Here is a 278-nt window from a genome sequence, read left to right as displayed (position 1 = left end):
ACGCGCCGCAGCTGGCTGGCCTGACCGTGGAGATCTGGCCGGGCACGCAATGGGCGGTGCCGACCTTCATCTGCATTTGTCTGTTCATCGGTGCGATGGGCAAGTCGGCGCAGGTGCCGCTGCACGTCTGGCTGCCGGACTCGATGGAAGGGCCGACCCCGATCTCGGCACTGATCCACGCCGCGACCATGGTCACCGCCGGCATCTTCATGGTGGCGCGCATGTCGCCGCTGTTCGAGATGAGCGAGACTGCGCTGGCCTTCGTGCTGTTCATCGGC

At 66.2% G+C, this 278-nt stretch carries 1 protein-coding gene; it reads left to right on the top strand.

Translation table 11 applies throughout. The features are described 5' to 3' along the window. On the top strand, positions 1-278 hold a 278-nt coding region (locus FLQ44_RS22505), incomplete at both ends, for a proton-conducting transporter transmembrane domain-containing protein (protein WP_276607909.1).

It is taken from the genome of Vogesella mureinivorans, assembly GCF_007644035.1.
Classification (GTDB): domain Bacteria; phylum Pseudomonadota; class Gammaproteobacteria; order Burkholderiales; family Chromobacteriaceae; genus Vogesella; species Vogesella mureinivorans.
Note: the sequence above shows the minus strand (reverse complement) of the source record. Positions and strands in the feature narration are given on the sequence as shown.